The 21298-nt window shown below is 61.4% G+C and carries 20 protein-coding genes; 16 read left to right on the forward strand and 4 right to left on the reverse strand.

The genetic code is table 11. From position 1 onward, the window contains the following. Positions 1-14 precede the first annotated feature (14 nt). The 8 genes from K5K89_RS14415 to dctM all read left to right on the forward strand — a co-directional run bounded on the left by K5K89_RS14415 (position 15) and on the right by dctM (position 8488). Positions 15-833, forward strand: a complete 819-nt coding sequence (locus tag K5K89_RS14415; RefSeq protein ID WP_222539585.1) for a MaoC family dehydratase N-terminal domain-containing protein — start codon at positions 15-17, stop codon at positions 831-833. 28 nt (positions 834-861) lie between these two features. Continuing rightward, positions 862-2025, forward strand: coding sequence for an acyl-CoA dehydrogenase family protein (locus K5K89_RS14420; protein ID WP_071487922.1), 1164 nt, complete (start codon positions 862-864; stop codon positions 2023-2025). Between the two features lie 10 nt (positions 2026-2035). Further along, positions 2036-3385: an MmgE/PrpD family protein gene (locus K5K89_RS14425; protein WP_222539586.1), complete on the forward strand. Its 1350-nt coding sequence runs from the start codon at positions 2036-2038 to the stop codon at positions 3383-3385. Between the two features lie 9 nt (positions 3386-3394). Continuing rightward, positions 3395-4588 carry a CaiB/BaiF CoA transferase family protein gene (locus K5K89_RS14430; protein ID WP_222539587.1) on the forward strand — a complete coding sequence of 398 codons (1194 nt, stop codon included), beginning with the start codon at positions 3395-3397 and terminating at the stop codon, positions 4586-4588. 15 nt (positions 4589-4603) lie between these two features. Continuing rightward, positions 4604-5449 (forward strand): HpcH/HpaI aldolase/citrate lyase family protein, encoded by an 846-nt coding sequence (locus K5K89_RS14435; protein ID WP_071487920.1) that lies wholly within the window; start codon positions 4604-4606, stop codon positions 5447-5449. A gap of 72 nt (positions 5450-5521) precedes the next feature. Next, positions 5522-6505 carry a TRAP transporter substrate-binding protein gene (locus tag K5K89_RS14440; protein WP_092244101.1) on the forward strand — a complete coding sequence of 328 codons (984 nt, stop codon included), beginning with the start codon at positions 5522-5524 and terminating at the stop codon, positions 6503-6505. Positions 6506-6575: 70 nt separating this feature from the next. Further along, complete coding sequence (locus tag K5K89_RS14445; protein ID WP_071487918.1) at positions 6576-7208, forward strand: TRAP transporter small permease; 633 nt, start codon at positions 6576-6578, stop codon at positions 7206-7208. Continuing rightward, positions 7208-8488 carry a C4-dicarboxylate TRAP transporter large permease protein DctM gene (dctM, locus tag K5K89_RS14450; protein ID WP_071487917.1) on the forward strand — a complete coding sequence of 427 codons (1281 nt, stop codon included), beginning with the start codon at positions 7208-7210 and terminating at the stop codon, positions 8486-8488. The genes K5K89_RS14445 and dctM overlap by 1 nt, the downstream gene beginning before the upstream one ends. Before the next feature lie 46 nt (positions 8489-8534). Here the strand turns inward: dctM and ampC are convergent, their stop codons facing one another. Then, complete coding sequence (gene ampC / locus K5K89_RS14455) at positions 8535-9677, reverse strand: class C beta-lactamase (RefSeq protein WP_222539588.1); 1143 nt, start codon at positions 9675-9677, stop codon at positions 8535-8537. A gap of 131 nt (positions 9678-9808) precedes the next feature. On the opposite strand from ampC, the gene K5K89_RS14460 reads away from it, so the two are divergent. The 7 genes from K5K89_RS14460 to K5K89_RS14490 all read left to right on the forward strand — a co-directional run bounded on the left by K5K89_RS14460 (position 9809) and on the right by K5K89_RS14490 (position 18120). Further along, positions 9809-10687: a LysR family transcriptional regulator gene (locus K5K89_RS14460; RefSeq protein ID WP_071487915.1), complete on the forward strand. Its 879-nt coding sequence runs from the start codon at positions 9809-9811 to the stop codon at positions 10685-10687. Between the two features lie 76 nt (positions 10688-10763). After that, positions 10764-11948 (forward strand): DUF2252 family protein, encoded by a 1185-nt coding sequence (locus K5K89_RS14465; protein ID WP_071487914.1) that lies wholly within the window; start codon positions 10764-10766, stop codon positions 11946-11948. Between the two features lie 309 nt (positions 11949-12257). Then, positions 12258-13076, forward strand: a complete 819-nt coding sequence (gene icmH / locus K5K89_RS14470; protein WP_222539589.1) for a type IVB secretion system protein IcmH/DotU — start codon at positions 12258-12260, stop codon at positions 13074-13076. Positions 13077-13105: 29 nt separating this feature from the next. Then, positions 13106-13282 (forward strand): PAAR domain-containing protein, encoded by a 177-nt coding sequence (locus tag K5K89_RS14475; RefSeq protein WP_222539590.1) that lies wholly within the window; start codon positions 13106-13108, stop codon positions 13280-13282. Between the two features lie 25 nt (positions 13283-13307). Beyond that, positions 13308-15674, forward strand: coding sequence for a type VI secretion system Vgr family protein (locus K5K89_RS14480; protein WP_222539591.1), 2367 nt, complete (start codon positions 13308-13310; stop codon positions 15672-15674). Further along, positions 15674-16552, forward strand: coding sequence for a VRR-NUC domain-containing protein (locus K5K89_RS14485; protein ID WP_222539592.1), 879 nt, complete (start codon positions 15674-15676; stop codon positions 16550-16552). Before K5K89_RS14480 ends, K5K89_RS14485 begins: the two co-directional genes overlap by 1 nt. 2 nt (positions 16553-16554) lie before the next feature. Continuing rightward, positions 16555-18120, forward strand: coding sequence for a type VI immunity family protein (locus K5K89_RS14490; RefSeq protein ID WP_222539593.1), 1566 nt, complete (start codon positions 16555-16557; stop codon positions 18118-18120). A gap of 113 nt (positions 18121-18233) precedes the next feature. On the opposite strand, the gene yghX is transcribed toward K5K89_RS14490, so the two are convergent. Next, positions 18234-19121, reverse strand: coding sequence for a YghX family hydrolase (gene yghX / locus K5K89_RS14495; protein WP_222539594.1), 888 nt, complete (start codon positions 19119-19121; stop codon positions 18234-18236). 44 nt (positions 19122-19165) lie between these two features. Further along, positions 19166-19660, reverse strand: coding sequence for a PaaI family thioesterase (locus K5K89_RS14500; protein WP_071487912.1), 495 nt, complete (start codon positions 19658-19660; stop codon positions 19166-19168). Between the two features lie 121 nt (positions 19661-19781). Between K5K89_RS14500 and K5K89_RS14505 the strand changes: the two genes are divergently transcribed. Next, on the forward strand, positions 19782-20348 hold the full coding sequence (locus tag K5K89_RS14505; protein WP_071487911.1) for a YceI family protein: 567 nt from the start codon (positions 19782-19784) through the stop codon (positions 20346-20348). On the opposite strand, the gene K5K89_RS14510 is transcribed toward K5K89_RS14505, so the two are convergent. After that, positions 20345-21235, reverse strand: coding sequence for a DMT family transporter (locus tag K5K89_RS14510; RefSeq protein ID WP_222539595.1), 891 nt, complete (start codon positions 21233-21235; stop codon positions 20345-20347). The genes K5K89_RS14505 and K5K89_RS14510 overlap by 4 nt on opposite strands. Positions 21236-21298: the final 63 nt, after the last annotated feature.

Here is a 21298-nt window from a genome sequence, read left to right on the forward strand (position 1 = left end):
AGGACCTGCACCCGATGAGCGCCACCGATTGGATCGGCCGAAGCGAAACCGCCCACGACCACCTCAGCCATAACCTGCTCAAGCGTATTGCCGCTACCTTCGGCGAAGCCGTGCCCGAAGACGGCGCAGACATCCCGCCGCTGTGGCAGTGGTGTTTCTTCCAGGACCCACTGCCGGAAACCGCCCTGGGCACTGACGGTCATCCGGCCCGTGGCGGCTTCCTGCCGCCAGCCGACAATCGCAATCGCATGTGGGCCGGTGGGCGCATCGAGTTCCTGCATGCCCTGCGTGCCGGTGAGGCGGCGACCCGGGTGTCGACCATCACCCAGGTCGAAGAAAAGACCGGCCGCACTGGCGCGCTGCTGTTCGTCACCGTGCGCCACGACTACTCCCAGCAAGGCCGCCTGGCGATCCGCGAGGAACAGGACATCGTCTACCGCGAACCCACGCCGCCCAAATCGGGCAGCGGCGAGGCGCTGGAGCAGGGCGAGTGGTCCGAAACCGTCGACCCCACGCCGACCCTGCTGTTTCGCTACAGCGCGGTGACCTTCAACGGCCACCGAATTCACTACGACTACCCCTATGTCACCGGCACCGAAGGCTATTCGGGGTTGGTGGTGCACGGGCCGCTGATCGCCACCCTGGGCCTGCGTGCGTTCTGCCGCGCCCGTCCCGACGCCACCTTGCGCCGGTTTGCCTATCGCGGCGTGCGCCCATTGATCGCGCCGCAACCCTTCGAAGTGGGCGGGCGCGTGACCGAAACCGGTGTGGCCCAGCTGTGGGCCGGCAACGCCGATGGCCTGGCGCAGCAAGCCCAGGTGCATTTCGAATAATCCAAGAACAACAGGCGGAGAGCCGCAGATGAACCCGAATGACAACGAAGAACTCAATGCCATCCGCGACGGCGTGCGCGCCTTGTGCGCTGAATTCGATGCCGCTTACTGGCGCCGGATCGATGAGGAGAAGGGCTTCCCCGAAGCCTTCGTCAAGGCGCTGACCGACGCCGGCTGGCTGTCGGCGATGATCCCCGAAGAATACGGCGGTTCCGGTCTGGGCCTGGCCGAAGCTTCGGTAATCCTTGAAGAAGTGAACCGCTGCGGCGGCAACTCCGGCACCGTGCACGGCCAGATGTACAACATGTTCACCCTGTTGCGGCACGGCAGCGAAGCGCAGAAACGCTTCTACCTGCCCAAGCTGGCCAGCGGCGAATTGCGCCTGCAATCGATGGGCGTGACCGAGCCCACCACCGGCACCGATACCACCAGGATCAAGACCACCGCGATCAAGCGTGGCGACAAGTACGTGATCAACGGCCAGAAGGTGTGGATCTCGCGGATCCAGCATTCCGACCTGATGATCCTGCTGGCGCGCACCACGCCGTTGGCCGAGGTGAAGAAGAAATCCGAAGGCATGTCGATCTTCCTGGTGGACCTGCGCGAAGCCATCGGCAACGGCCTGACCGTGCAGCCCATCGCCAATATGGTCAACCACGAGACCAACGAGCTGTTCTTCGACAACCTGGAGTTGCCGCTGGACAGCCTGATCGGCGAAGAGGGCAAGGGTTTCAAATACATCCTCGACGGCCTCAATGCCGAACGCACGTTGATCGCCGCCGAATGCATCGGCGACGGCCGCTGGTTTATCGAAAAAGCCAGCGCGTATGCCCGTGACCGCGTGGTGTTTGGCCGGCCCATCGGGCAGAACCAGGGCGTGCAATTCCCGATTGCCGAAGCGCATATCGAGATCGAAGCGGCTGACCTGATGCGCTGGCGTGCCTGCGAGGAATACGACAGCGGCAAGCATGCCGGCGCCAGCGCCAACATGGCCAAGTACCTGGCAGCCAAGGCGTCCTGGGAGGCGGCCAATGCCTGCCTGCAAACCCACGGCGGTTTCGGCTTTGCCTGCGAGTACGACGTGGAGCGCAAATTCCGCGAGACGCGCCTGTACCAGGTGGCGCCGATCTCCACCAACCTGATCCTGTCCTACGTGGCCGAGCACTTGCTCGAACTGCCACGCAGCTTCTGAGGGCCCGACCATGAGCCATACCCAAGCCTTGTGTCGCTTCCTGGCAGACCTGCACTACGCACAGTTGCCCGAAAACGTCCTGGCGCGCACCGAAGACCTGTACCTGGACTGGCTGGCCTCGGCGCTGGCGAGCAAGGGCGCGCATCCGATTCCATTGTTCGAGCGTTATGCGCAGAAGATGGGGCCGAGCAGCGGCCCGGCGCAAGTGATCGTCAATGGCGCCGGCAGCAGCGCCTACTTCGCCGCGTTGGTCAACGGTGCTTCGTCGCACCTGGTGGAGCAGGATGACCTGCACAACAGCTCCGTGTTGCACCCGGCCACCGTGGTGTTTCCGGCTGCCCTGGCCGCCGCCCAGGACCTGGGCAAATCCGGCCGTGACTTGCTGCTGGCCTCGGTGGCCGGCTACGAGGCTGGTATCCGTATCGGCGAATTCATGGGGCGCTCCCATTACCGCATCTTCCACACCACGGCCACCGTCGGCACGTTGGCGGCGGCGGTCGCGGTGGGCAAGCTGCTGGATTTCAACCAGGAACAATTCATCAACCTGCTCGGCAGCGCGGGCACCCAGGCCGCCGGCTTGTGGGAGTTCCTGCGCGATGCCGCCGACTCCAAACAACTGCACACCGCCAAGGCGGCAGCGGATGGGTTGCTCGCCGCATACCTGACGGCGGATGGGCTGACGGGGGCGCGTAATATCCTGGAAGGTGACCAGGGCTTGGCGGCGGGCATGTCCAGCGATGCCGAGCCGAGCAGGTTGTCCGCCGGCCTTGGCAGTCGCTGGGCGCTGCTGGAAACCTCGTTCAAGTTCCACGCCTCGTGCCGCCATACCCATCCGGCCGCCGATGCGCTGCTGGACCTGATGCAACGCGAACGTCTCGCCGCCGCCGATATTGCCCGCGTCGAAACCCGCGTGCATCAAGGCGCGATCGATGTGCTGGGGCGCGTGAACGTACCGACCAGCGTGCACCAGGCCAAGTTCTCCATGGGCACCGTGCTGGGCTTGATTGGCGTGCATGGCAAGGCCGGTCTCACCGAGTTCCATGAGCTGGCATTGACCGATCCAGCCGTCTCGGCTTTTCGCGACAAGGTCAGCATGACCCTCGACCCCGAAGTCGACGGCGCCTACCCGCAACGCTGGCTCGGCCGCGTCACCGTCACCACGGTGGAGGGTCGCACGCTGCACGGTGCTATCGACGAGCCCAAGGGCGACCCGGGCAACACCCTGAGCCGCGCGGAACTGGCGGATAAATTCCAGCGGCTGAGCCAGTTCAGCGGCGCCCGCACACCGGCCCAGGCCAACGCCGTGATCGAGAAGGTCTGGGATTTGCGCAACGCCACGTCCATGGCCCACTGGCTCTGAGGAACTGTCATGACTAACCCGAGACCGCTGGACGGCATCACCGTTGTCAGCCTGGAACATGCGATTGCCGCGCCATTCTGCACACGCCAGTTGGCAGACCTGGGCGCCCGCGTGATCAAGATCGAACGCCCCGGCGCCGGCGACTTTGCCCGTGGCTACGACGAGCGCGTGCGCGGCCTGGCCTCGCATTTCGTGTGGACCAACCGTTCCAAGGAAAGCCTGACCCTGGACCTCAAGCAGGACGAGGCAGGCGATATCCTCGACACCCTGCTGGCCGATGCCGATGTGCTGGTGCAGAACCTGGCGCCCGGCGCGGCGGCGCGCATGGGCCTGTCGTTCGAGGCGCTGCACGAGCGTTTCCCACGGTTGATCGTCTGCGATATTTCCGGCTACGGCGAGGGCGGGCCGTACGAGAAAAAGAAGGCCTACGACCTGCTGATCCAGAGCGAAGGCGGTTTTCTCTCGGTGACCGGTGGCCCTGGCGACGACCAGATGGCCAAGGCTGGTTGTTCCATCGCCGACATCTCGGCAGGCATGTACGCCTACAGCGGCATCCTCTCGGCGCTGCTGCTGCGCGGCAAGACCGGCAAAGGCAGTCGCATCGACGTGAGCATGCTGGAAAGCCTGGTGGAGTGGATGGGCTACCCGATGTATTACGCCTTCGACGGCGCACCGCAGCCACCGCGTGCTGGCGCTGCGCACTCAACGATCTACCCCTATGGGCCGTTCCCCACTGGCGATGGTGGCACCGTCATGCTGGGGTTGCAGAACGAGCGCGAATGGGCGGCGTTTTGCGACAAGGTGCTGCTCACGCCTGAACTGGCGGCGGACGAGCGTTTCAGCGCCAACTTCAAGCGCTCGGCCAACCGTGAAGTGTTGCGCCAGATCATCGTCGACCGCTTTGCGCAATTGGATGCGGAAGCGGTGATCCAGCGCCTGGAGGAGGCGCAGATCGCCAGCGCCCGGGTCAACGATATGCAAGGCGTGTGGGACCACCCGCAACTCAAGGCGCGCGACAGCTGGCGTGAAGTCGACAGCCCGGCCGGTCCGCTGCCGTCGCTGTTGCCGCCGGCCCGCAATGCCGCGTTCACCCCACGCATGGACGGCGTTCCGGCATTGGGTCAACACAGCCAGGACATTCTCGATCAGCTCGGTTACTCCGGCGATGCCATCGACAGCCTGCGCGCGCGCGGCGTTATCTGAATAAGGAATTGTGTCATGCCAAAGCCATTGGTGCGTTCGGCGTTGTTTGTACCCGGTAGCCGACCGGAACGATTTTCCAAAGCCCTGGCCAGTGGGGCCGATGCGGTGATCGTGGATTTCGAGGACGCGGTGGAAGAGCCGCTCAAGCGCCAGGCGCGGGATAACCTCGGGGTGTTTTTGACGGCGAACCCCGCTGCCCAGGTGTGGGTGCGCATCAATGCGCCGGAACATGCCGAGCATTTTGAGGATGTGGCGTTCTGCAAGGCCCATGCGAATGTGGCGGGGGTGTTGCTGCCCAAGGTTGAAAGTGCCGCGCAGGTAGCGGTGGTTGCCGCCACCGGCAAAGTGATCTGGCCGATTATCGAAAGCGCCCGTGGCTTGTTGGCTGTGGCCGAGATCGCCCATGCGCCGCAGGTGCAGCGCCTGTCGTTTGGTGGGCTGGACCTGGCGCTGGACCTGAACCTGAGCAGCAACTCCCCGGCTGCGCAGTTCGCCCTGGACCAGGCGCGCCTGGCGCTGATCGTACACTCCCGCGCCGCCGGGTTGGTCGCGCCGTTGGACGGCGTCCACCCGGCCATCGATGACCCGGAGGGCCTGCGCCGTTCGATCCGGCATGCCTATGAAATGGGCTTTGCCGGGGCGTTGTGTATCCATCCCAAGCAGGTGGCCGTGATCCATGAAGCGCTCGCACCGAGCGCCGCAGACCTGGCCTGGGCGCAGCGGGTGGTGGACGCCGGCGCCCATGGGGCAGGGGCCTACCAGATCGATGGGCAGATGGTGGATGCGCCGGTGTTGCTGCGTGCACAAAGGTTGTTGGCGGCCCAGGCGCAGCGTTCGGCCACTCCGAACGCAGGTATCTAAAATTCGAAATTCACTACACGCGTCACATCAGGCACCTTGCCTTACAACACAACAATAAGAAGGTAATTTTCCATGCTCAAGCTCTCCCGGGCGCTGCTGTGCGCCGCCACCTTGTTTGCCGCAGGCCTGGCTCAGGCGGCGGACCCGATCGTGATCAAGTTCGCCCATGTGGTGGCCGAAAACACCCCCAAAGGCCAGGGCGCGCTGTTGTTCAAGAAGCTCGCCGAAGAGCGTCTGCCCGGTAAGGTGAAGGTCGAGGTGTACCCGAACTCGTCGCTGTTCGGCGATGGCAAGGAGATGGAAGCGCTGCTGCTGGGCGACGTGCAGATGCTGGCGCCGTCCCTGGCAAAGTTCGAGCAATACACCAAGCAGGTGCAGATCTATGACCTGCCGTTCCTGTTCAATGACCTGGCTGCTGTCGACCGTTTCCAGGCGGCCCAGGGCAAGGAACTGCTGACCTCGATGCAGGACAAGAACATCCTCGGCCTGGCCTATTGGCACAACGGCCTAAAGCAATTGTCGGCCAACAAAGCGCTGCATGAGCCCAAGGATGCCCGTGGCCTGAAGTTCCGCGTACAGGCCTCCAGCGTGCTGGAAGAGCAGTTCAAGGCGATCCGCGCCAACCCGCGCAAGATGAGCTTCGCCGAGGTGTACCAGGGCCTACAGACCGGCACCGTCAACGGCACCGAGAACACCTGGTCGAACTATGAAAGCCAGAAGGTCAACGAGGTGCAGAAGTACTTCACCGAGTCCAACCATGGCCTGATCGACTACATGGTGATCACCAACGCCAAGTTCTGGAACGGCCTGCCACCGGACATCCGCAGCACCCTGGAGCAGATCATGGTCGAGGTCACCGTCGAGGTGAACAAGCAGGCCGAGGCGCTGAACCAGTCGGCCAGGCAGAAGATCGTCGACGCCAAGACCAGCGAAATCATCGAACTGACCCCGGAGCAACGCCAGCTGTGGCGCGAAGCCATGCGCCCGGTGTGGCAGAAGTTCGAAGGTGAGATCGGGGCTGATCTGATCAAGGCCGCAGACGCCTCCAATCGGTAACCCCCAATGTGGGAGGGGGCAAGCCCCCTCCCACATATCGATATCTCATTTGCTTTCGCGAGGTTTTGCCATGCAAACGCTAAGGCGCGTCTGGGAGCACCTGGAGGAAGGTTTCATTGCCTTCCTGCTGGCAGCCATGACCCTGGTGACATTCGTCTACGTCATGCTCAACAACATCTACACGCTGTTCTTTGCCCTGTCGGACAAGTGGGCCTTCAGCAGCACCTTCTTCGCTGCCCTGGGCGACCACACCATGACCTGGGCCCAGGACATGACCTGGAGCGTGGCGCTGACCAAGGCCATGTTTGGCTGGCTGATTTTCTTCGGTATTTCCTACGGCGTGCGCACCGCCGGCCATCTGGGCGTGGACGCCCTGGTCAAGCTGACCAAGCGCCCGGTGCAACGCGTGCTCGGGATGTTCGCCTGCCTGTGCTGCCTGGCCTATGCCGGGCTGTTCATGATCGCCAGCTACAAATGGGTGAGTGCGGTGATGACCGCCCATATCGGCGCCGAAGACCTCGACCAGTACGGCATCGACGTCGGTGACATCGTGATCATCGTGCCCATCGGTTTTGCCATGGTGTTTATCCGCTACCTGGAAATTTTCTACCGCATCCTTACCCACCGTCAGGTCGGGCTGGGTTTGGCCGACGAGGCCGGTGAGGCCAGCAAATTGGCCGGCAGTCATGAGGAGCGTCACTGATGGCCGTGCTCTGTCTGTTTCTGTTGTTGTTCGTGTTCATGTTCCTCGGCGTGCCCATCGCGATTTCCCTGGGGCTGTCCGGTGCGGTGTCGATCCTGATGTTCAGCCAGGACTCGGTGAGTTCCCTGGCGATCAAGCTGTTCGAGACCTCCGACGCCTACACCTTCCTGGCGATCCCGTTCTTCCTGTTGTCCGGGGCGTTCATGACCACCGGCGGGGTGGCGCAGCGGCTGATCGACTTTGCCAACGCCTGTGTCGGGCATATTCGTGGCGGCCTGGCGATTGCGGCGGTGTTGGCGTGCATGCTGTTTGCGGCGCTGTCCGGTTCGTCACCGGCGACGGTGGCGGCGGTGGGGTCGATTGCCGTGGCGGGCATGGTGCGTTCCGGTTACCCGAAGGCGTTCGGTGCGGGGATCATCTGTAACGCCGGCACCCTGGGCATCCTGATCCCGCCGTCGATTGTGATGGTGGTGTATTCGGCGGCGACTGAAACCTCGGTCGGCAAGCTGTTCATGGCAGGGGTAATTCCAGGGCTGTTGCTGGGCCTGATGCTGATGATCGCCATCTACATCGTCGCACGCATCAAGAAGCTGCCGGCCCAGCCCCGGGCGACGTTCCGCGAATGGCTGACCTGCGCACGCCGCGCCTTCTGGGGCCTGTTGCTGCTGGTGATCATCCTCGGCGGCATCTACAGCGGCATGTTCACCCCGACCGAAGCGGCCGCAGTGGCGGCGGTATACTCGGCGTTCGTGGCGTTGTTCGTCTACAAGGACATGAAGCTGCGCGACTGTCCCAAAGTGCTGCTGGAGTCCGGGCGCCTGGCAATCATGCTGATGTTCATCATTGCCAACGCCATGCTGTTTGCCCATGTGCTGACCACCGAACAGATCCCCCAGGAAATCACCGCGTGGGTGATCTCCGAAGGGCTGACGCCGATTGGCTTCCTGATCATGGTCAACGTAGTGCTGCTGGTAGCGGGCAGCTTCATGGAACCGTCGGCCATTGTGCTGATCCTGGCGCCGATCTTCTTCCCGATTGCCATGAAGCTGGGCATCGACCCGATCCACCTGGGGATCGTGATGGTGGTGAACATGGAGATCGGCCTGGTGCACCCGCCGGTGGGGCTGAACCTGTTCGTGACCTCGGCGGTGACCGGGTTGACCCTGGGGCAGACCATCCGCGCGGCGATGCCGTGGCTGATGATTCTGTTGGTGTTCCTGATCATGGTCACGTACTTGCCGTTCATTTCGCTGGCGCTGCCGCATTGGCTCGGTATGTAACCCAACGTGCAGGAGCCGGCTTGCCGGTTCCTGCGGGGCGTGTGCATCAGTGGTCCAGCGCACTCAGGATCGCATGGGCCACTTTCACCCGTTCGGCATTCGGGTAGTTCTTGTTGGCCAGAATCACCACCCCCATGTCCTTGCTCGGCACATAGGCCACATAGGCACCGAACCCACGGGTCGAGCCGGTCTTGTTGTACAGCACGTTGGCCGGCTGCGCTTGGGCCGGGGCCAACCATTTCACCGTGTGCGGCTCCATGGCCATCGGTGTGGAGTTGCCCTCCATCAGCGCTTGCAGCGTGATCGGGTAGGGGTAGTACTCCCAGCCCAGGCCCTGGGTCATGCCGTTCACCGTGTAGTAACCGGTGTGGGTGGTGGCGATGGCCTGTTGCAGCGGTTTCTCCAGGGTTTGCGGGTGCATGTTCAGCATCACGTACTGCGCCAGATCCTGCGTGCTGGTCTTGATGCCATAGGCTTCGCTGTCCAGCGCGCCGGGGCCGACGCGCACGGGTTTCTGGTCCTTGTCGTAGCCTTGGGCGTAGGTAGGGATTTTGTCTGCCGGCACGCTGACATGGGTGTTCGTCAGGCCCAGCTTGGGCAGCAGGGTTTTCTCCATGGCGACGTTGAACGGCTGGCCCAGGCTTTGCGCACTGAGGTAGCCGAACAGGCCAATGCTGGGGTTGGAATACAGACGCTGTGCGCCTGGGGCGTAAGTGGGTTTCCAGTGCTGGAAATAATTGAGCATGGTGCCGGCACTGTCGGCGGCATCTGGAAACTGCAGCGGCAGGCCGCCAGGGGTGTAGGTGGCCAATTGCAGCAGGCTGATGCGGTCGAAGGCACTGCCCTTGAGCGCGGCCAGATGCTGGCTGGCCATGTCCGACAGCTTCAGCTTGCCGCTTGCCGCAGCGTAGCCGCCGAGGGTGGCAGTGAAGGTCTTGCTCACCGAGCCGATCTCGAACAGCGTGTCTTCGGTCACGCGCTGTTGTTTGTCTTTGTTGGCGACGCCGTAGTTAAAGTATTGCACCTTACCCTTGTTCACCACCGCCACCGACAGGCCGGCGATGCCTTGCTGCTGCATCAGGGGGTCGACGCTGCTGTCTACGACCTGGCGCAGGTCGGTGGCGGCCATGCAGGTGCCGGAGCTGATAAATAAGGCTGAAATCAGGAAATTTCTAACGTTGGAATTCATGGTTATTCGCTTCCATGTAAATGATGCACTGACGATCGGGGCCTGCGCAGGCGTGGCAAATCTAGTCAGGTTCGGTCCCTTCGACAAACGATGATATCTTGCAGCTGCCATTAGAAAATCTAGGGTAGGACATGCTGCGTTCCCATTTGCCCCTCAACGCCCTGCGCGCGTTCGAGGCGTCGGCCCGCCATTTGAGCTTTACCCGGGCGGCCATCGAGTTGTGTGTGACCCAGGCTGCGGTCAGCCATCAGGTGAAAAGCCTGGAGGCGCAACTGAATGTCACCTTGTTCAAACGTCTGCCACGAGGGCTGATGCTGACGCGCGAAGGTGAAACCCTGCTGCCGGTGTTGCGCGAGTCCTTCGACCGCATTGCTCACACCCTCGGCCAATTTGAAGGCGGGCATTACCGCGAGGTCCTCACCGTCGGTGCGGTCGGCACGTTCGCGGTCGGCTGGTTGCTGCCACGCCTGGCGGATTTTCAGCAGCGCTACCCGTTTATCGACCTGCGCCTGTCGACCCACAACAACCGTGTCGACGTGGCCGCCGAAGGCCTGGATTACGCCGTCCGTTTCGGCGCCGGCGCCTGGCACGGTACGGATGCCTGCGAACTGCTGGAGGCCCCGCTTACCGTACTCTGCATACCGCAACTGGCCGAACAGCTGCACGCACCGGCCGACCTCTTGAAACACACCTTGCTGCGGTCCTACCGCGCCGATGAGTGGAACCTGTGGTTCCAGGCTGCCGGTTTGCCCGCCGATACCCTGCTGCCGCGCAGCATTGTGTTCGATTCTTCGCTGGCGATGATGGAGGCGGCCTTGCAAGGCCTCGGCGTGGCCTTGGCGCCGGCGATGATGTTTGCGCGGCAACTGGAGAGCGATGTGATTCGCCAGCCGTTCGATGTCGGCATCACCACCGGCAGTTACTGGTTGACGCGCTTGCAGTCGCGGGCCGAGACGGCGGCGATGCTGGCGTTCAAAGGCTGGTTGCGGGACATGGCTGCGGAAGATTGAAATGCTTTTTTTGAAACATAATGAAACATTTGTCGAGGGCCAGCGCTCTACCGCAACACCTGCACTGAGTTTTTCCATGAAGATACCGCGCCCCTCCGCCCGCCTGCCGCACTTGACCCAACTACGTAACCTGAAAATGGCCCGCTCTGCCCACGCTTACGTGCGCGGCAGCACCGTGCAATTCTACGAATGGCTGCACAGCCAGAGCGGGCGCCGCTTGCCCCATGGCCCGGCGATCTGGATCTGCGGTGACTGCCACGCCGGCAACCTGGGGCCTACCGGTGATATCAAGGGGCGCATCGATATGCATATCCGCGACCTTGACCAGACGGTGATCGGCAACCCGGCCCACGACCTGGTGCGCCTGGCGCTGTCCTTGGCCACCGCCGCACGCGGCTCGGACCTGCCCGGCGTCACCACCGCGCGCATGCTCGAAGAAATGATGGTGGGCTACGAACAGGCATTCAAAGACAAGCCTGACGAAGCGCCGCCGCGTCCGTCCCAGGTCAAGGCGGGCATGCGCAGCGCCGTGGCGCGCACCTGGAAGAACCTGGCGCGTGAACGCATCGAGAACGCTCGCCCGAGTATTCCGCTGGGCAAGCATTTCTGGTCGCTGTCGCGGGCCGAAAAGCACGCGCTGCAAACGCTCTGTGCCTCCGCGGACATCCATCAATTGGTGACGTCACTCAAAGGCCGCCCCAAGGACGCCAGGGTCGAGCTGCTGGACTCGGCCTATTGGGTCAAGGGCTGCAGCTCCCTGGGCCTGCAGCGTTATGCCGCCTTGCTCGGCGTGGGCGACAAGGACGACCAGGAATATTGCCTGATCGATATCAAGCAGGCCGTCGGCGCGGCGGCGCCCCGTGTGGCACGGGCGAAGATGCCCAGGGACAATGGCCGCCGGGTGGTTGAGGGGGCCCGTCAACTGTCACCGAGTTTGGGGGAGCGCATGGTGGCGACGCGGATGCTGGACAACGGTTTCTTCATCCGCGAACTGCTGCCCCAGGACATGAAGCTGGAATTGGACGAATTGAGCGAGATCGACGCCATGCACGCCGCCGGTTACCTGGCGCGGGTGGTGGGTGTCGCCCATGCCCGGCAGATGGACCGCGACACCCGCAAGGACTGGATGGCGGTGTTGCAGGAGAACCGTTCCAGACAGCTGGATGCGCCGTCGTGGCTGTGGACCAGCGTGGTGCAACTGGTGGGGAGCCATGAGCAGGGTTATCTCGACCATTGTCGGCGCTATGCACTGGAACACTGACGTGCCCCTGCTGTGGAGCGAGCTTGCTCGCGAAGAGCGTCAACGATCACGCAGTGCTTCTGGTTTTACGCGGCGTTCTCGGTTTTTTCGCGAGCAAGCTCGCTCCTACCCACATCCGCCGCTGAAAAACACCCATCAAAGACAGTCAAAACTGACAGCCTATTACATCAGTAATTGTAGGACGGCTCTTGATCCTCCATGACCTATTGAAGCTCAAAATCTTGTCTGCCTAGAGTGGCTCTAGCAGCGAATTTCCATGCAGGACTGGCGTTGCAACTCTCAACCAAATAGATATAAAGAGTGCACGCGATGAGTGACGCCATATCCAACAGAGCCATCCACACAGAACCAACACCTGCCGCCTCGCCTGAAAATACCCTTGAACCGACGTCTCCTGGCACCAAACCTGAACCGCTGCTCGCAGATCCCGAATTCGATATGCGTGGCTTGGCCTGGAACCCGTTGTGCGACGCCGCCACGCCCCTGATCGGACTGGTAATCCGCCTGCGCCGTCTGGACCAGCATAACGATGTGCCCGCGCTGTACCAAAGCGTCAGCAACCAGATCACCACGATCATGGAAGAAGTCAACCAACTCGACTACGACGCTGGCATGCTCAAGGCCTACTCCTACAGCCTGTGTCTGTTATTGGATGAAGTAGTCATGAACACTACCTGGGGCAAGTCTTCCACTTGGAGTGCGCGCTCTCTGCTCAGTCAGTTTCATGAGGAGACGTGGGGCGGCGAAAAATTCTTTACCGTTATGAACAACATGATCCCCGAAGCGGCCAGGTACCAGCATGTGCTGGAGTTCATGTACCAGTGCCTGATCTCCGGTCTCAAAGGTAAATATGGCGCCCATGCCAAGGGCGATGACGAAATACAAAAAATCATCAACCAGCTGCACGGCCTGCTGCGCCCCCTGCGCGGCGAAACACCCAAGCGCCTGACCGACCCGTTGACCAACGTTGCGCCGCGTAACTACCGGATCAAACGCACGTGGCCATTGTGGACGCCATGGGCACTGGCCGCCGCCGTACTAGTCGTGGCCTACACGATCTATACCCTGCGACTGAACGCCATCACCCAAGAAGTCCTTGCATCACTGGACAAAATTCTCAAGCTCTAACCCCCATGTAAAAGCCATCAGGAGGCTCTATGCCTGCCGTCGTTTTGGTCGGTCACGGCCATGCTTGTCCAGCGTGTGGCCCAGTCGCTGTCGCCAGTGGATCAGAACGTTTCACTTTTAACGGCCGGGCTGTAGCCCGCGTCGGTGACACCACCGACCACGAAGGCACCCTGGAAAACGGCGACGCCAGCTGGTTGATCAACTGACCCGAACTCACCACAAGGAGGTTTCATGCCCCGTCAAAGCGACCTGCGTTACACCTTCGAACCGCTGCGGGGCGATCCCTTCGAAGTGGTTTCGTTCACCCTTGAAGAAGGCCTGTCCCAGCCCTTCAAACTGGAGCTGGAGCTGGTCAGCCATCACCCGGCCATCGACTTCTACCGCATGCTCGACCTGGCCGCCGTGTTCACCATCTGGCGCAAAGACACCCCGGTGCGCTACGTCCACGGCCTGGTCAGCCTGTTCCAACAGGGCGACACCGGCTTCCGCCGCACCCGCTACACCGCCGTAGTCGAACCCACCTTGGCGCGCTTCCGGCTGCGCTCCAACTGGCGCATCTTCCAGGCCCAAACCGTGCCCGACATCATCACCAGCGTGCTGGCCGAGCAGAAACTGACCGACATCCGCAGCGAAATCTGCTTCGAGCACCAACCCCGCGAATACTGCGTACAGGCCGGTGAAACCGACCTCGACTTCATCGCGCGCCTCGCCGCCGAAGAAGGCCTGCTCTACACCTTCGAACACCGCGCCGACGGCCACACCCTCGTTCTCACCGACCGCGTCGGCGGCCTGGGCACCATCGGCACGCACACCGATTGCCCGGTGATCTACCAGCCTATGAGTGGCGGCGACGCCCTTGAGCCGGCATTGACCCGCTTCCACTACACCGAACAGGTACGTACCGCCGTGCAGGTGCAGCGCGACTACACCTTCACCCACCCGCGCTACAACCAGCAGCACACCGCCACCGGCGACCAGGACCTGAACAACCAGCACAAAGACTACGAACGCTACGACTACCCCGGCCGCTACAAGCGCGATATCGCCGGCAAGCCCTTCACCAAGACCCGCCTGGCCGCCCTGCGCAACGACGCCAAGCTGGCCCATGTGGAAGGCGACGATGAACGCCTGCAACCGGGGTTGGCGTTCGACCTCAACGATCATCCGCGTGAAGACTTCAATGATCGCTGGCGCACCATCGCCATCAAGCACGAGGGCAAACAGCACACCAGCCTGCAGGAAGAATCGTTTGGTAGCGGCCTCGGCACGTCTTATGAAATGAAGGCCAGTGCCATCCGCTGGACCTCGGACTGGAAGGCGCCGCTGCGTGACAAACCTTGCATCGACGGCCCACAGATCGCCACGGTGGTCGGCCCTCCCGGTGAGGAGATCTATTGCGATGAATGGGGCCGGGTCAAAGTGCAGTTCCCGTGGGACCGCTCGGACAAAAACAACGATCAGAGTTCGTGCTGGATCCGTGTCGCTCAAGGCTGGGCCGGGGCGACCTGGGGTGCCATGGCCGTGCCACGAGTGAATCAGGAACTAATCATCGGCTTTTTGGATGGCGATCCTGACCAGCCTATCGCCATAGGCCGCACCTACCGCCAGACCAATCTGCCGCCGTATGAGCTGCCCAAACACAAGACGCGGATGACCATCAAAAGCCGCACTCACAAGGGACCCGGCTTCAACGAACTGCGCTTTGAGGATGAGTTGGGCCATCAGGAAGTGTTTATCCACGCCGAAAAAGACAAGAACGTCCATATCAAAAACAACAACACCACCTACGTGGGTAACGACCGAAGCGAGAAGGTCGAACACGACGAGCAGGTAGACATCGGCCATAACCGCAGCGAGCGAGTAGGTAACGATGAGCACATTACTATTGTGCAGGATCAGCATCTGGAACTGGGCCGTGATCGAATTCAGACGCTGGGGCGTAATCATCACACCAGCATCGGCGGGGACCGAGTCGAGGAAATTGCCAACAACCGGCATGATAAAATTGCCGCTGACCATAACATCCAGGTCGGAGGCAGTGCTGAGCAATCAGTCCGGAACCGCTACTACCTATCCGCAGGGCAACGCATTGAGCAAAAAACGACAGTGTTCGATGTCACATCGGGCGAACGCATTGTTCTGAAAGCCCCCGGTGGCAGCATCACGATTGATAGCAATGGCATTACCCTTGATGGGCTGACCATCAAGATCAAAGGCCCCGTCACCACAGATGCAATCGGTACGGGCAATCCGCTTGGCAATCCACAATCGCCTCCCGCACCGCTTGGAGCATTCCTGGGACGTTACACGTTGCTGAAGAACGATCAACGTGCTTTCGCGGGCTATCGATATCGCATCACCGATGGCGCCACCCTACTCACCGAAGGCCTCACCTGCTCCCAAGGGGGAACTGACTGGACTGTTACCGAGGCATCCAAATCCGTGCAGGCCCATAAGGCAATCATGCGCGACGATCAACGAATCACCGAAACCTGGCAGCCCTATCTGATGGCTTTCGATGATGAAGCCCCACCCGTAGAGGCCGAGGCCATTTTTCCTGATGACTTTCTTGCTCAGTACAGTGGAGACCTCGACTGATGCCAGTAGTCCCCATCGCCCGAACTCTCGCTCACGTTATCGACAGAGCCTATCGAGCTTATCGAGCGAACCAGGCTTATGAAAACGCCAAGACTGCCACCGAGCTGGCCCAACTCGCAGTAGAGATTAACGAGCGAAGAAAGCAGATCAAAAACATGCTTCAAGACACTATCGAAGCAATGACGCGTGAAATCGATATTAAAAGCTCCACATTTGCCGCAGTGGACCGGGGTGGCAATAGCACGGTTTCTCGCAGAGGTCAGGAGAACTTGAATTTCAAGGAATACATCGAACGTAAAGTGCCTTTTCGCCCAGCCATCAGCCAAGTTTGCACAGTTGCCTTACAGATGCCGATCAAGGTGCCGCGCCGCATTCGCAAAAAGATCGCCGGCGATAGGGTGGAAACCACGATTGAGGTTGCACTCAAGCAGTTCACCGCCTCGCTGTTCTTTGAATCCGTGGACGAGGCACTGGAGTGGCGAAGCCCACTCAAGGCCGAGCCGAATTACAACCAAAGCAGCCAAAAAGCGTTGCTGGGTGATCCAGCAACTCGCCCCAAACGGTTTGGCAGCGCGATACAGCCATTCTGGCCTCGCCCGCGTTCTCTGGCACCTGATCTGGTGGTAGTGGAATACCGCCAGGAACCGTTCGAGATCGAAAATGTATTTGCGGCGGTCGAGATCAAGTTTCCAGGGGATTGGGTAAAACAAAAACAAATAGACCAATACGCTGAGCTTATGCAGCCGAGAACTGGAGCCAACCGAAAAAAGATTGGGCGGGAGAAAGTGGCCTTGCTACGGGTGCCGGAGGATTGCACCGGCTTTGAAACGGATAACAAACAGACCCCTACATCCAAAGGCACAAAAAACAGGAGGTGAACGTGAGTACAACCCATAATTTGTTTGATGAAGATGAGCGTGATGAATTCATTGCAGAGCTCAAGGAGTGGCCAAACACTGATTGGGGGACAGACGATGCCCGACACAGCGTCAGCCCGTTCATCAACTTCTATTTCCCTCCTGGCCCGGACAAACACCAAGAAGAAGCGCTGCTGATGGTGGATATCCACGAAGCCTTCGAACAGCTCCTCGGCAAGCCTTACACCGTTGGCACCCATCCAATTTCGGAACGCCCACACCCATATGGTTCCACACGCCTGCCAAATCTGCGTGAACAGGCCAGGAAAAGCTTAGACGACGAATCCTTTGTTTTTAACTTTACTGACGAAAAAAATCATGTTTCATCACCAACGACAGCAGGATATTTCTGGCGTACATGGTTCAAAAAATACGAAGGAAGAGAAACCGCGTACTCCTCAATCACGTTCTATTACCGCTGGCAATGGTGGCTGGACAACCGCGAAGCGTGGCGCCGCTTTGTGCTCAAGACCATTGACCTGCTCAAGGCTCATCAGGTCTATAGTGGCTTCGCCATGGCCAACCCACTTGAATTTGGCACGCGATCAGCCGTCACCACGTGGGAGCGAGCACTAACCCCCAGCTTCTACGGCCTGGATATCGACTACGCCTTTAGCATGCGCGGCGAACTGCTCGACGGCATCCGCCCCCCCACATGGGCGTTCCTGCTCGCCGACCACTGGCGCGAAAAACTTGACCTGACCCGCGAGCAAGTGCGTACGACACTGTCTCACCCACGCATCAGCATCACCGAATTACAGAGCGGCCAATGGATCGAACTGGGCGAACAGCCAGAATTGTATCCGGTCGAAAAAGGCGTGCCCGAACTGCCCATGCTCTTGAATAAACTGCTCAAGCCGATCCGCTACGATGATTTGGGATTGCTGGGCTTCGGCCAATGGGACGGCGACCCAAACGAGCGTTTCACTGACGCTGACAGCCGTCGCTGGATGTCTCGCTTTGACCTCGACAGCGATTGGCCTACGCCAGCACTGCGCTTCGTTGCTCCATCGCCGATGTCTTCCGTCCAAGTCCCTACGCCAATGCCTCTTCGTATGGTAGCGGGAACAGCTTGTATTCAAGCCGGATGGTGGATGGTTCCAGGGCAAGCGGAAACCCGGCGAGCCTTCAAGCAGGGCGAGATCATGCCAGGCCTCAATGCGGCGTCCACAGACGATGTGGTGATATGGCAGCGTGACCTTGATCAGACACCATCAGAGCCTGCCCGCTATGCCAATACCCATGATCCGGCTCCTCGCGCAGGACGCTGGGAAGTTGAAAGCGACCGCTTCATCGCACACGATGTTCAGTTGAACGAACCGCTACCCGCCCACGAAGGCCGGGTCGTGCGCTGGCACTGGACTGTCAGCGGCATGCGTGCGAACAGCGGTCAACCCTGTCCGTATCCGGGTGCCTGGGTGTGTGAATATAAGCCGGGGAGTAAGCAAGTCATCGAGCATGGCGTTCTGATGCCGACCGTGGAGGGTGAGAGCGTCGTCTGGCTTTGGACGGGGCTGGAGCCATTGTAATGGCGACGGATTGTCCCCCGATGGGGTCACTGTCTATCTCATGCGGCTGCTGCGCAGCCCGGCGCGGGGCAAGCAGGCCTCAGCACAGCAAGCCCCCCAGATTCAGACCTCCGTCACGCCAGGTATTTGCGGAACCAGCCCAGTGTGCGCTCCCACGCCAGGTTCGCCGCCGCTTCGTCATAACGCGGCGTCGAATCATTGTGGAAACCGTGGTTGGCCCCCTTGTAGATGTACGCCTCATAGGTGGTGCCGGCTGCTTTCAACGCCTTTTCATACGCCGGCCAGCCTTCATTGATCCGCGTATCCAGCTCACCGTAATGCAGCATGATCGGCGCCTTGATGCGCGGTACGTCCTTGGCTTCCGGCTGGCGTCCATAGAACGATACGGCCGCGCCCAGCTCCGGGTAGGCCACGGCCGCCGCATTGGTCACGCCACCGCCATAACAGAAACCGGTGATGCCCACCTTGCCGGTGCTGCTGTCGTGGTGCATGAGCCATTCGATGGCGGCGAAGAAGTCGTTCATCAGCTTGGTTGGGTCGACTTTCTGTTGCAGGTCCACGCCTTTTTCGTCGTTACCGGGGTAGCCGCCCACCGAGGTCAGGCCATCCGGCGCCAGCGCGATAAAACCGGCCTTGGCCAGGCGCCGGGCGACGTCTTCGATGTAAGGGTTGAGGCCACGGTTTTCATGGACCACCACCACCGCCGGCAATTTGCCCGCCGCTTTGGCCGGGCGCACCAGATAGCCGCGCACGCTGCCGTTGCCTTTGGGCGACGGGTAGGTGATGTAGTCGGCGACGATGTCCGGGTCGGTGAATTTCACCTGTTCGGCCAGGGCGTAGTTGGGGCTCAGGGCCGCGAGCAGGGCCGAGGCGGTGAGGCCGCCGAAGGTGAACAGGGCGGCGCGGTCGAGAAATTCGCGACGGTTGAGCTTGCCGTGGGCGTAGCCGTCGTAGAGTTCCAGCAGTTCGGGCGCAAAGTCTTTCGCGGTGAGACGAGTCATCGGTGCAGTCCTCGATTAGCGGTGGCCATCAATGTAGACCAGGATCAGCTGTCACGGCCATGGGCGGCGGCGGCCAGTTGGCCGGTGTCGACGCGCACGAAGATCGAGTCGCCTACGGCGGTCAGCACGTCACCGGCGTACACCTCGCAGATCACGCGGGTTTTGCGCCCCACGTCGCCCTCGACACGGGCGCGCAGCGTGAGGGTGACGCCCATGGGGGTCGGCTTGATGAATTTGATGCCCAGGTTGCCGGTCACGCAATCGATGCGCGGCAGGCTGCCGGGTTCGCGGTGTTCGGCGCGGTAGTGGTAGGCCATGGCGGTCCAGTTGGAATGGCAGTCCACCAGCATCGCGATCAGGCCACCGTAGACCAGGTCGGGCCAGCCGCTGTACCTGGCCTCGGGCAGGTGTTCGGCGACCAGGTGGACACCGTCCGCGTCCCAGCGGCTCTTGATATGCAGGCCATGGGGGTTGCTGCCGCCGCAGCCGTAGCAGATGCCTTCCGGCGCGGTGGTGTCCTGGAGCGAAGGGGCGTGCATGCAGCGTCCTTATTGTTGTGGGGCGACTACTCTGTTTAGCAGGACAAACGCCCGATGGGAATAAATCCCTGGTATGAAGTGTCAGCTCGATACTGTGTCCTTACCTGTTGCGGAGTGCTGTATGAAACCTCGAAAGTCCCCGGTCGCCGTCCTCGCCTTGATCCTTGCCTATGGCGCCGGCGCCCAGGCGGTGGAGTACAAGGACGTCAACCGCACCGCCAGCCAGATCAGCTTCACCTACAAGCAATTGGGGCAGCGGGTATACGGCACCTTCAGCGACTTCGAGGGCACCTTGACCTTCGATACGCAACAGCCGGAAGCCGGGCATGCCTTGCTCAGGATACAGCTCGCCAGCATCGACGCCGGCAGCCCGGACGCCAACGATGAGCTGCAACGCGCCTCCTGGTTCGATACCGCGACCTACCCGGTGGGCGTGTATGAATCCACCGGGGTCAAGGCGCTGGGGGGTAACCGCTACACGGTCAGCGGTAACCTGACAATCAAGGGCACCACGCGGCCGGTGGACGTCGACGTGGTGCTCAAGGAGCAGGGCGGCATTGGTGTGTTCGACGGCGAGTTCATCCTCAGGCGTGGCGACTTCAAGATCGGCGAGGGCGAGTGGGCCGGCAACAGCGTGGTGTCCAATGACATCAACATCAAGTTCAAGATGGTCGCGCCGCAGCGTTAACGGGCGAACTTCTTCGCGCCAGCCACACAGCCGATCACCGCGACGGTGACCAGCACCATGCCCAGGCTGACCTGCTCATGCAACAGGCCCGCCGCCAGCGCCAGGCCGAAGAAGGGTTGCAGCAATTGCAACTGGCCGACGGCGGCGATCCCGCCCTGGGCCAAGCCGCGATACCAGAACACAAAGCCGATCAGCATGCTGAACAACGCCACATAGCCCAGGCTGAGCCAGGCGGGCAGCGTGATGTCGCTGAAGCTCGTGGGCGCCAGTATCAGGCTCAGTGGCACCACCACCGGTATCGAGACCACCAACGCCCAGCAGATCACCTGCCAGCCGCCGAGGCTGCGTGACAGCTTTGCGCCTTCGGCATAGCCCAAGCCGCAGACCAGCACCGCCAGCAGCATCAGCAGGTCGCCGGCCGGCGCGGCGCTCAAACCCTGGGCGAAGGCATAGCCCACCACCAGCACACTGCCCAGGATCGAAAACAGCCAGAACACCGGGCGCGGACGCTCGCCGCCGCGCAGCACGCCAAACACTGCGGTGGCCAATGGCAGCAAGCCGATGAACACGATGGAGTGGGCCGAGGTCACGTATTGCAACGCCAGGGCGGTGAGCAGCGGGAAGCCGATCACCACGCCCAGGGCGACAATCGCCAGGGGCATCCACTGCTGGCGGGCGGGGCGTTTTTCCTTGAACAGCCACAGCAGCAGCACGCCCAGCAGGGCGGCGATGGCCGCGCGGATCATGGTGAGGAATACCGGGTCGAACGCCATCACGGCCAGGCGCGTGGCGGGCAAGGAGCCACTGAAGATCACCACGCCGATAAAGCCGTTGATCCAGCCTTGGGCGCTGGTATTCAAGGTGTCGAGAGAGGAGGTGCGTTCCATGATCAGGCGTCCGGACAAGGAGGGGTTGCGTTGCGGTCATCCTAGGGGTGAGGATTGAGACAA

Source organism: Pseudomonas sp. DR208, assembly GCF_019823005.1.
Classification (GTDB): domain Bacteria; phylum Pseudomonadota; class Gammaproteobacteria; order Pseudomonadales; family Pseudomonadaceae; genus Aquipseudomonas; species Aquipseudomonas extremorientalis.

Excerpts from the sequence above, each read along its gene's own strand:
- K5K89_RS14415 (WP_222539585.1), top strand. The coding sequence starts at position 15 with ATGAGCGCCACCGATTGGATCGGCCGAAGCGAAACCGCCCACGACCAC.
- K5K89_RS14420 (WP_071487922.1), top strand. The coding sequence starts at position 862 with ATGAACCCGAATGACAACGAAGAACTCAATGCCATCCGCGACGGCGTG.
- K5K89_RS14425 (WP_222539586.1), top strand. The coding sequence starts at position 2,036 with ATGAGCCATACCCAAGCCTTGTGTCGCTTCCTGGCAGACCTGCACTAC.
- K5K89_RS14430 (WP_222539587.1), top strand. The coding sequence starts at position 3,395 with ATGACTAACCCGAGACCGCTGGACGGCATCACCGTTGTCAGCCTGGAA.
- K5K89_RS14435 (WP_071487920.1), top strand. The coding sequence starts at position 4,604 with ATGCCAAAGCCATTGGTGCGTTCGGCGTTGTTTGTACCCGGTAGCCGA.
- K5K89_RS14440 (WP_092244101.1), top strand. The coding sequence starts at position 5,522 with ATGCTCAAGCTCTCCCGGGCGCTGCTGTGCGCCGCCACCTTGTTTGCC.
- K5K89_RS14445 (WP_071487918.1), top strand. The coding sequence starts at position 6,576 with ATGCAAACGCTAAGGCGCGTCTGGGAGCACCTGGAGGAAGGTTTCATT.
- dctM (WP_071487917.1), top strand. The coding sequence starts at position 7,208 with ATGGCCGTGCTCTGTCTGTTTCTGTTGTTGTTCGTGTTCATGTTCCTC.
- ampC (WP_222539588.1), bottom strand. The coding sequence starts at position 9,677 with ATGAATTCCAACGTTAGAAATTTCCTGATTTCAGCCTTATTTATCAGC.
- K5K89_RS14460 (WP_071487915.1), top strand. The coding sequence starts at position 9,809 with ATGCTGCGTTCCCATTTGCCCCTCAACGCCCTGCGCGCGTTCGAGGCG.
- K5K89_RS14465 (WP_071487914.1), top strand. The coding sequence starts at position 10,764 with ATGAAGATACCGCGCCCCTCCGCCCGCCTGCCGCACTTGACCCAACTA.
- icmH (WP_222539589.1), top strand. The coding sequence starts at position 12,258 with ATGAGTGACGCCATATCCAACAGAGCCATCCACACAGAACCAACACCT.
- K5K89_RS14475 (WP_222539590.1), top strand. The coding sequence starts at position 13,106 with ATGCCTGCCGTCGTTTTGGTCGGTCACGGCCATGCTTGTCCAGCGTGT.
- K5K89_RS14480 (WP_222539591.1), top strand. The coding sequence starts at position 13,308 with ATGCCCCGTCAAAGCGACCTGCGTTACACCTTCGAACCGCTGCGGGGC.
- K5K89_RS14485 (WP_222539592.1), top strand. The coding sequence starts at position 15,674 with ATGCCAGTAGTCCCCATCGCCCGAACTCTCGCTCACGTTATCGACAGA.
- yghX (WP_222539594.1), bottom strand. The coding sequence starts at position 19,121 with ATGACTCGTCTCACCGCGAAAGACTTTGCGCCCGAACTGCTGGAACTC.
- K5K89_RS14500 (WP_071487912.1), bottom strand. The coding sequence starts at position 19,660 with ATGCACGCCCCTTCGCTCCAGGACACCACCGCGCCGGAAGGCATCTGC.
- K5K89_RS14505 (WP_071487911.1), top strand. The coding sequence starts at position 19,782 with ATGAAACCTCGAAAGTCCCCGGTCGCCGTCCTCGCCTTGATCCTTGCC.
- K5K89_RS14510 (WP_222539595.1), bottom strand. The coding sequence starts at position 21,235 with ATGGAACGCACCTCCTCTCTCGACACCTTGAATACCAGCGCCCAAGGC.